This is a genomic window from Streptomyces sp. NPDC058697, from assembly GCF_042715345.1.
GTDB classification, from domain to species: domain Bacteria; phylum Actinomycetota; class Actinomycetes; order Streptomycetales; family Streptomycetaceae; genus Streptomyces; species Streptomyces liliifuscus.
Map to the genome: position 1 here is coordinate 23,475 of NZ_JBHXSU010000009.1, position 8,586 is coordinate 32,060.

At 70.3% G+C, this 8,586-nt stretch carries 7 protein-coding genes, 2 tRNA genes, 1 pseudogene and 1 riboswitch; of the genes and pseudogenes, 3 read left to right on the forward strand and 7 right to left on the reverse strand.

All coding sequences use genetic code 11. The annotated features are described in order from the left end of the window. Positions 1-41: 41 nt before the first annotated feature. The 4 genes from ACFWXQ_RS22115 to ACFWXQ_RS22130 all read right to left on the reverse strand — a co-directional run bounded on the left by ACFWXQ_RS22115 (position 42) and on the right by ACFWXQ_RS22130 (position 4,149). Positions 42-1,091, reverse strand: a complete 1,050-nt coding sequence (locus tag ACFWXQ_RS22115) for a M23 family metallopeptidase (protein WP_383953794.1) — start codon at positions 1,089-1,091, stop codon at positions 42-44. 11 nt (positions 1,092-1,102) lie between these two features. Next, positions 1,103-1,258, reverse strand: a riboswitch (cyclic di-AMP (ydaO/yuaA leader). A gap of 254 nt (positions 1,259-1,512) precedes the next feature. Continuing rightward, on the reverse strand, positions 1,513-2,616 hold the full coding sequence (locus ACFWXQ_RS22120) for a PP2C family protein-serine/threonine phosphatase (RefSeq protein WP_383953792.1): 1,104 nt from the start codon (positions 2,614-2,616) through the stop codon (positions 1,513-1,515). Between the two features lie 172 nt (positions 2,617-2,788). Further along, positions 2,789-2,862, reverse strand: a tRNA-Met gene (locus ACFWXQ_RS22125). Positions 2,863-3,009: 147 nt separating this feature from the next. Next, positions 3,010-4,149 carry a dihydrofolate reductase family protein gene (locus ACFWXQ_RS22130; RefSeq protein WP_383937717.1) on the reverse strand — a complete coding sequence of 380 codons (1,140 nt, stop codon included), beginning with the start codon at positions 4,147-4,149 and terminating at the stop codon, positions 3,010-3,012. Positions 4,150-4,336: 187 nt separating this feature from the next. On the opposite strand from ACFWXQ_RS22130, the gene ACFWXQ_RS22135 reads away from it, so the two are divergent. The 3 genes from ACFWXQ_RS22135 (at position 4,337) to ACFWXQ_RS22145 (ending at position 6,134) form a co-directional block, all read left to right on the forward strand. After that, the gene (locus tag ACFWXQ_RS22135; RefSeq protein ID WP_383937715.1) at positions 4,337-4,873 is read left to right on the forward strand and encodes a MarR family winged helix-turn-helix transcriptional regulator; all 537 of its coding nucleotides are present in this window, start codon (positions 4,337-4,339) and stop codon (positions 4,871-4,873) included. A gap of 156 nt (positions 4,874-5,029) precedes the next feature. After that, positions 5,030-5,668: a GTP cyclohydrolase II gene (gene ribA, locus ACFWXQ_RS22140; RefSeq protein ID WP_383937713.1), complete on the forward strand. Its 639-nt coding sequence runs from the start codon at positions 5,030-5,032 to the stop codon at positions 5,666-5,668. 58 nt (positions 5,669-5,726) lie between these two features. After that, on the forward strand, positions 5,727-6,134 hold the full coding sequence (locus tag ACFWXQ_RS22145) for a hypothetical protein (protein ID WP_383937711.1): 408 nt from the start codon (positions 5,727-5,729) through the stop codon (positions 6,132-6,134). Positions 6,135-6,197: 63 nt separating this feature from the next. On the opposite strand, the gene ACFWXQ_RS22150 is transcribed toward ACFWXQ_RS22145, so the two are convergent. The 3 genes and pseudogenes from ACFWXQ_RS22150 to ACFWXQ_RS22160 all read right to left on the reverse strand — a co-directional run. Continuing rightward, positions 6,198-6,270 (reverse strand) — tRNA-Lys (locus ACFWXQ_RS22150). A gap of 268 nt (positions 6,271-6,538) precedes the next feature. Then, positions 6,539-8,074 carry an amino acid permease gene (locus tag ACFWXQ_RS22155; RefSeq protein ID WP_383937709.1) on the reverse strand — a complete coding sequence of 512 codons (1,536 nt, stop codon included), beginning with the start codon at positions 8,072-8,074 and terminating at the stop codon, positions 6,539-6,541. Positions 8,075-8,314: 240 nt separating this feature from the next. Then, positions 8,315-8,586: pseudogene (locus tag ACFWXQ_RS22160) on the reverse strand (RNA helicase); the annotation flags it as partial.

Sequence of the window (8,586 nt, forward strand, 5' to 3'; positions counted from 1 at the left end):
ACCTCTCGGACCCGCCTTACCGTAAGGCGGGTCAGCCCGTCCTACGGAGTGAGCCCCTTGCCCCGCAGCCACGCCATCGGGTCGATGCCGTCGCCACCGCTGGTGTGGACCTCCAGGTGGAGGTGCGCCCCGGTGACGTTGCCGGTAGCGCCCACGCGGCCGATGATGTCGCCGGTGGCCACCTTCTGGCCGACGCTGACACCGATCGACGACTGGTGCGCGTACCAGACCTCCGTACCGTCGTCGAGCGTGAGGACCGTGCGGTAGCCGTACGAGCCGTTCCAGCCGGCCTCGGTGATCGTGCCGCTGTGAACGGCCTTGATCGGGGTACCCGTAGGAGCGGCGAAGTCCAGACCGGTGTGCTGACCGGACGACCACAGCGCACCGGACTGCCCGAAGGTCGAGGTGATCGTGTACGAGGAGGTGGGCAGCGTGAACTGCTTGGCGAGCTCGGCGAGGCGTGCAGCCTCGGCCTTCTCCTTGGCCTCCTGGTCCGCCTTCTTCTTGGCGGCGGCGACCTTGGCCTCGGCCGCGTCCCGCTCCTTGGCGGCCAGCGTGGCCGCCTTCTTCGCGGCGGCGGCCTCGGCGGCCGCCTGGGCCTCGCGGTCCACCTGGTCCTGCTGCTGCTCGGCCTGGAGCATGATGCGGGCGCGCAGCGCCTCGCCCGCGTCCGAGTTGCCCTCCTCGGCGTCGGCGGCGGTGAGGCCGACGGCGGTGATCGGGGTGCTGGAGCCCTTGGGGGCGTCGTCGTCCGAGAACGGCGAGCCGACGTTCGGCAGGTCGGGGATCGAGATCGACACCGGGGGCTTGCCGGTCTGCGCGGTGGCCATGCCACCCGCACCGACGGCGGCTATGACACCGACGCCCAGAACGGTCGAGCTACGGGCGAGTCCTCCGCCGCGCTGCTTGGAGACGCGGTGCCTGCCGCGGACGGGAAGGACGGTCTCCGCGCTGGGATTCCAGACGTCCCACGTCTCCTCGTCCTTGCGGGCGCCGTATGCGAAGGTGTCGGGCTTCTTCTCACCCGAGGGCTCACCCGTCAACTCATCCGGCACGAACGAGGGTGTGGGGGCAGACCGGTTGGACGCCACGTAGGCGCACTCCTTTCCTTCCTTCTCGCCTACCGGGTTAGCTGACGGGTTCGGAGCAGGAAGGTCTCCTACGCGCGTCAACCGCGGTGCGCTACACCGCGAAGACGAGCGATTCACCCCAAGTGGTGGTTCCCCGGTTCCCTTGCGGGATTCGGCGCGTGCGCACGGAGCCGACTCTTGTGACGGCTGGGACGACCGCGCTGCGTTATCGAACGTTAATAGACCCGGGCACCGGATTCCAAGCTGTTCCTGATGATCGTTAAGGCTCTTGGCCTGGACTTACAGGTCATGAGCGGGGTAAATCGGGCGAGTTGATCGTCATTCAGGAACGGGAGCCCTGTTGATGGTGCGTCAGTTGTTGAGCGGAGGGATTCCGTTCGACTACCAACGGTGATAAAGGTCGCCGCAAGAGCGATCTATCTCACGGCCGCCGCACCGCGAGCAGTGCCATGTCGTCGGCGGCCCCGCCCCCGGTGTGCCGCAGGACGTCGTCCAGTACCGCGGAGAGCAACTCGTCGGGCCCGGGAAAGACCCGCCCGGACAATTGCCGCGCCGGATCGAAGAAGACGCCTCGCCGGTCCCGCGCCTCGGACAGCCCGTCCGTGTGGAAGAGCAGCATGGCCCCGCCCGGGAACTCCTCCTCCTGCGCACGGTCGGGCCAGGCCCCCAGCTCCCCCGTCCCGAGCGGCAGCGCGGGCTCCGCCGCGCCGAGCGTACGTACCTCTCCGTCGCCGTACAGGAGGAGGGGCCCGGGGTGGCCGCGGTTCACGAGGCGTACGACGGGGGTGCCGTGCGGGATCTCGGCGAGCACGGCGGTGGTGAAGTCCTCGAAGGCCGCGATGATGTCGCGCCGGACGCCTTCGCGCGCGAGCGCCCGCTCCAGCCGCTGGGCGACCGCCTCCAGACTCGCCTCCTGATCGGCGGCCTCCCGGAAGGCACCAATGAGTACGGCGACGACGGCGACCGCTCCCATGCCCTTGCCCCGCACGTCGCCCACGAGGAGCCGTACGCCGTGCGGGGTGTCCTGCACGGCGTACAGGTCGCCCCCGATGAACGCGCCCTCCTGTGCGGCCTCGTACCGTGCCGCGATCTCGAGGCCGCCGATCCGCGCCGCCGGTTCGGGCAGTACGGCCCGCTGGGCGGCCTCCGCGACCTCGCGGGCGGTGGCGAGGCGCGCGTTGCCGCGGGCCACGAGCCGGTTGATGCCGACGGCGAGCGCGGCGGCCGTGGCCACGGTGAGGATCTCGGTGACCGCGCTCGCGTCGAAGGCGAACCTGAGGTGTACGAGCGCCATGGCCGCGGTCGCCACGATCCCCGTCCACACGGTGGCGCCGAGCGAGAAGAGGGGAGCGGCGATGAGTGGTGCGGCCGTGAAGAAGGGGGCCGCGGTGAAGTCCTGCGGGGTGAGGAGGTCGTAACAGGCACCGGCGACGATCAGCAGCGCCGGCAGTGCGCGGACGAGGCTGCGCTGATACCGGGCGGTCCTCTCCGCGGGCTCGACGCGCACCGGCTCCTGCTCCTCCACCTGTCCAGGCTTCCGGGAGCCTGGACGGCGGGCGAGCGGACGGGGACCGGGCGGGTGAAAACACCGGGGAAAACGCCCGAGGAGAACAAGTGGGGGAGAACAAGTGGGAGAAACAGCTGCGGAAAACGCCTGGGGCCGGAATCCTGATCGGATTCCGGCCCCAGGCCTTCAGTAGCGGGGACAGGATTTGAACCTGCGACCTCTGGGTTATGAGCCCAGCGAGCTACCGAGCTGCTCCACCCCGCGCCGTTAAGACCACTGTACGCCATCCGCGGGACCCAAAGCACACGCGTTGATGTCGCCCGCGCTTAACCGGGTGGTTTGGCATGAAAAATTCCGTTCGGCGGTGCGGATCGGCCCCGCGCATCGGCCGTACCGACGGAAAACGGCCGGTCAGGCCAGATGACGGTTGGGCGCCTTCGCGTCGGCCTCGTACTCCGGGAGCACCAGGACGTCGGCGCCGGCCGCGGCCAGCAGCCCGCTCCCGTCCGCGCCCGCCACGAAGGTGTCCGGCTCCCGCCAGGCGGTCACGACCCTGCGTACGCCCGCGTCGAGGATCAGCCGGGCGCAGGGCGCGGGCCGGGACGCGCGGCGGGCGCACGGCTCCAGGCTGCTGTAGACGGTGGCGGTCGCGAGCCGCGGATCACCCGGCTCGATCTTGGCGAGGGCCGCCTCCTCGGCATGGGACACGGGGTCGGACTCGCGGGAGTACCCGCGGGCCAGCTCCGTACCGTCGGCCGCGACGACGACCGCGCCGACGCTGAACGCGGTCCGCGAGGGCGGACACTCGGCGGCCAGTTCGCAGGCGAGCGCGAGCCATCGGTGGTCGGCGGCGGAGGGTACGGCCCCGGTGCCGGGCGCGGTGGGGACGTACCGCATGAGGACGACGTCCCCCACGGGCCGCGTCTCGACCAGCCGCAGGCGGTTGCGGGGCCCGCCCGGGTAGTCGCCGGGCCCGAACAGCCGGGGCGCGTCCGGCTCGCCGACGACGAGGGGCGCGAGGGCGAGCTGCAGTTCGTCGGCGAGGCCCTGGCGGAGGAGCTGGGTGTGGACGCGGCCGCCGCCCTCGACCATGAGTCGCCGTACGCCGCGGACGTCGTGGAGGTGGGTGAGTACGGCCCGCCAGTCGACGTCCGGGCCGACGGAGACGATGTCGACGCCGAGCCCGCGCAGAGCTTCGCCGGCCGTCTTGGCCCCCTCATCGCTCGTATAGACGATCTTCTCGCCGCCCGTGGACCAGAAGTTGGCGTCGGGGTCGAGGTCGCCGCTGCCGCTGACGGTGACCTTCAGCGGATACTCCGGCCGTCCGGCGGCGACCCGGGCCGCCCGGCGTTCGGCGGAGTTGACGAGGAGGCGGGGGTTGTCGGCGCGCAGGGTGCCCGCGCCGACGAGGATCGCGTCGGACTCGGCCCGTACCTCGTCGACCCGGTCGAAGTCGGCCGGTCCGGAGAGCAGCAGCCGTCCGGGGCCGGTGTCGTCCAGGCAGCCGTCGAGGGAGACGGCGGCGGACAACAGGACGTAGGGGTGAGGCATGGACGCGCTCTCTTTCAGGCCCTTTCGGGCTCTTTCGGACTCTGGCGGGCGCTGGCGGGCGCCGGCGGGCTCTGGCGGGTGCTTTCGGAGGCGGAGGCGGGGCTTGCCCGGAGGACGGTCGTGCCTGGTGTCGCCCGGAGGACGCTCGGGGCTTGGTTCAAGTTTGAAACAAACCTACACTGGGGGCATGACGACCCGCTGGCTCACCCCCGAGGAGCAGCGCGCCTGGCGCGCCTACATCGCCGCCTCCCATCTCCTGGAGGACGCGATCGACCGGCAGCTCCAGCAGGAGGCCGGCATGCCGCACCTTTACTACTCCATCCTCGCCAACCTCTCCGAGGCGCCGGGCCGCAGCCTGCGCATGACGGACCTCGCGGAGAGCACGAAGATCACCCGCAGCCGGCTGACGTACGCGGTGACCCGCCTGGAGAAGGACGGGGCGGTGCGCCGCGAGGACTGCCCCATGGACAAGCGGGGCAGCGTCGCGATCCTCACGGACGAGGGGATGGCCCTGCTGGAGCGCACGGCTCCGGGTCATGTCGAGACGGTCCGCGGCACGCTCTTCGACAAGCTCACGCCGGAGCAGGTGGGGCAGCTGGAGGAGATCTGTACGGCGGTCGCGCGGGGCCTGGAGGGGGACGACCCGCAGGCGGCATCGGACGACGTCCCGTGGCGGCGCCGGTCGAGCCCGTGCGCGGGTGGGTCGGCGACGGCCGACGCATGAGGCCTGCGGGGCCTGCAGTGCCTGCAGGGACACCTGGACCGCCGCACCGCAAACCCACCATTCCCGTTGCTTCAACTTTAAAGCATGGGGTAGTGTCTCGATCCGAGGATCTGTTTCAAATCTGAAGCAGGTAAGCGATCGGACCGGGAGAACCGCATGCCCGACTACCCCGCCGCCACCCAGCGCTCGCGCGTCCGGGTGCCGCTGCGTTTCAACGACGGCTACAGCGTCGACGCCGAACTGGTCACCTTCCACGGCCTGACCGACGGCCAGGAGCACGTGGCGATGATCCTCGGCACCCCTTCGGCCACCCCTTCGGCCACCCCCCTGGTCCGCCTCCACTCCGAGTGCCTGACGGGTGACGTCTTCGGCTCGTCGCGCTGCGACTGCGGCCCTCAGCTCCGCGAGGCGGTCGAGCAGATCGCGACCCGGGGCGGCGTGCTCCTCTACCTCCGCCAGGAGGGCCGGGGCATAGGCCTCTACAACAAGCTCGACGCGTACGCCCTCCAGGACGAGGGCCTCGACACGTACGCCGCGAACACGGCCCTGGGCCTTCCCGAGGACGCCCGCGACTACACGGCGGCGGCCCAGATGCTGAGGGCCCTCGGCATCACGGAACTGGACCTCCTCTCCAACAACCCCGACAAGGCGGACCAGCTCCGCGACCTGGGCATCACGGTCGGCCACCGCGTCCCGACGGGCGTGTTCACCACGGCCCACAACGTCCGCTACCTCCGCGCGAAGGTCCTGCAGACCCAGCACACGCTGCCGCTGGCGGAACTGACGGCGGGCTGACCCCGGACTCCGCTCACGGAAGGGGTGCCTCCGCGCGATCGCAGGGCAGAACGCACGCATGGGGGACGACAGCGAGGCCCAACGCATGGCGGAGGACGGCAGACTCTGGCAGCACACGCTGCACGAGAACACCATGCTGTTCCAGCGCGGCAACCTCTTCCTGGTGGGCCAGTCACTCTTCGCCGTGGCCCACACGACACTCCTGGCCTCGGAACAACACCTGGCAGCCGCCAGGGTCCTGGCCGCCTTCGGCCTCGTCCTGGCCCTCACCTGGCTCTACGTCGGCCACCGCCACCGCCTGTACTACCGCCACGTCCAGGCAAGAGCGGTCCAACGCCTCCCGGAGTACGCCGCCACCTGGACAACGTGGCCCGGCCGCAGACGGGGAATGTCGATCACCTTGATCGCGTACGTCCTGCCGGGTCTGGCTGTGGTGATGTGGGGGGCGTTGCTCCTCATCACTTGAGCAGCCCTCGAAACACAAGCGAGCCCCCACCTCAGAAATGTCTCTGAGCTGGGGGCTCTTGCGTAGACCCTGTGGGACTCGAACCCACAACCAATGGATTAAAAGTCCACTGCTCTGCCAATTGAGCTAAGGGTCCGTGTGCCGGACCACGCCGGCACACGCACCGACCCGTGTCGATGCAGGAACGAGCATAGCCGGACGTGGCCGGGACTCCGATCGGGTATCGGTGTCCCGGCCGTGCCGGAAGGGTTGCGTGGGCGCCGCGCGAGGTGTGGGACGGGGCCATGCGGGGCGCGGAACGAGTCCGTGCGGCGCCGTGTGAGGTGCGGAACGCGGCCGTGCGGGAGGCACGACGATGCCGTCCGGAGCCGGATCGCGGGACGGGCCCCGCCGGGCAGGCCGGATTACGGGTCCACCGGATCCGGAGCCCCCGCTCGGGCCGCCTCCCGGGCGTGGGTGCGCTCGTGGTCCGGGTTGAGGAACCAGTGGCGGGCCGAGGCGAACCACCAGGCCGCGGCGAAGCCGAGGACGGCCAGGACCGCGAGCGGGGCGTAGTTGAAGGTCTCCCAGGTCACCGGGGAGACCTGGGGCAGCATGAAGAGGATCGTGATGACCGCGACCCATGCCACCGCCACCACTCCGATCGGGCGGGACCAGCGGCCCAGGTGCCACGGGCCCCGATCGAAGGCCTCGCCCTTGCGCAGGCGGAGCAGGGTCGGGATGACGTACGCGATGTAGAGGCCGATCACGGCGATGGACGTCACGGCCGCGTACGCGGTCACGTTGATCAGGTAGGGCAGGCCGAGCACCAGCGCGCCCAGCGCCGCCAGCCACACCGCCGCGACGGGAGTACGTGTGCGCGGGTTCACCGTGTGCCAGATGTGCGAGAACGGCAGGGCCCCGTCGCGCGAGAAGGCGTAGATCATGCGGGAGTTGGCCGTCACGGACGCCATGCCGCAGAACAGCTGGGCGCCGATCACCACCAGCAGGAGCAGTTTGCCCGCCGTCGCGCCCAGCGCGTCCAGGAGGATCTGGGCGGGCGGTACCCCGGTCGGCGAGCCGAGGGCACCGTCGTACGACTGGATCGCGAAGGTGAAGCCCAGGAGCAGGACGAAGCCCGCTATCCATGATGTCCAGATCGACTGGACTATGCCCTTCGGGCCCGCCGTCGACGCGTCGTGCGTCTCCTCCGTCATGTGCGCGGAGGCGTCGTAGCCGGTGAAGGTGTACTGGGCCATCAGCAGGCCCAGCAGGACGACGTAGAAGCTGCTGCCCCAGCCCGTGTTGTTCACGAACTCCGTGAACACGAAGGACGCCGACTGGTGCTGGTCCGGCGCGAACGTCAGCGCGCCCACGATGACCGCCACGCCCACCACGTGCCACCACACGCTGACGCTGTTGAGGAGGCCGACGATGCGTACGCCGAAGGTGTTCAACAGGCCGTGCAGGACCAGGATCCCGGCGAAGAGCAGGATCGTACGGCCCGGTGTGACCTCGAAGTCGAACTGCAGGTTCAGATACGCGCCCAGGAACGAGGCCGCGCCGAAGTCGATCCCGGCCGTCACCGCGACCTGGCCGAGCACGTTGAACCAGCCCGTGAACCACGCCCAGGCCGCTGCTGTACGCGGCGGGGCGAGGCGGTGGGCCCAGAAGTACAGGCCGGCGGAGGTCGGGTACGCCGAGCAGATCTCGGCCATCGCCAACCCGACGAACAGCGTCATCAGGCCGACCGCCACCCAGCCCCAGGTGATCACGGCGGGCCCGCCGGTGTTCATGCCGAACAGGTAGAGCGTCAGGCACCCGGAGAGCACCGAGATGATCGTGAAGGAGACCGCGTAGTTGGAGAACGCCGACATGCGGCGGGCGAGGACCTGCGTGTAGCCGAGCTGCGCGAGACGTTCCTCGTCCGACAGCCCACTTGTCTTGGCGTCATCTGTCATGCCCCCAGCAATTCCCCCGCCGGGAGTGTGACATGCGCCACGGAAGGGCTCGTTTGGCTAAATATGAGCCCCTCCCCAGTAGGACCCGGCTCCCGGCTCGGCGGGTTCCGGGAACGCCGATGGGGCCCTACGACCAAGGTCGTACGGGCCCCATCGGTTGCTCAGCTTCGGTTGCTCAGCAATCAGTTGCTCAACTTCAGCTGCTCAGCGGGCCGATCGGCCGTCGCCGTTCAGGCGATGTCAGCCGTTGCGCTTCCAGCGCGGCTTGTCGTCACGGCGCCCGAAGGACGGGCCCGAGCCGGAGCCGGCGCCGCGGTGGTCGTCACGACGGCCGTAGGGACGGTCGTGGCCGCCGGAGCGGAAGCCGCCGCCCGAGGGACGGTCGCCCTGCCGGTCGCGGTTGAACGGGCGGTCGCTGCCCCTGTGACCGGCGGGACGGTCGTCGCGGCGGAAGCCACCACGGTCGCCGCGGTCGCCACCGGCGGGACGGTCGTCACGACGGTCACGGTTGA

Excerpts from the sequence above, each read along its gene's own strand:
- ACFWXQ_RS22130 (WP_383937717.1), bottom strand. The coding sequence starts at position 4,149 with ATGCCTCACCCCTACGTCCTGTTGTCCGCCGCCGTCTCCCTCGACGGC.
- ACFWXQ_RS22135 (WP_383937715.1), top strand. The coding sequence starts at position 4,337 with ATGACGACCCGCTGGCTCACCCCCGAGGAGCAGCGCGCCTGGCGCGCC.
- ribA (WP_383937713.1), top strand. The coding sequence starts at position 5,030 with ATGCCCGACTACCCCGCCGCCACCCAGCGCTCGCGCGTCCGGGTGCCG.
- ACFWXQ_RS22145 (WP_383937711.1), top strand. The coding sequence starts at position 5,727 with ATGGGGGACGACAGCGAGGCCCAACGCATGGCGGAGGACGGCAGACTC.
- ACFWXQ_RS22155 (WP_383937709.1), bottom strand. The coding sequence starts at position 8,074 with ATGACAGATGACGCCAAGACAAGTGGGCTGTCGGACGAGGAACGTCTC.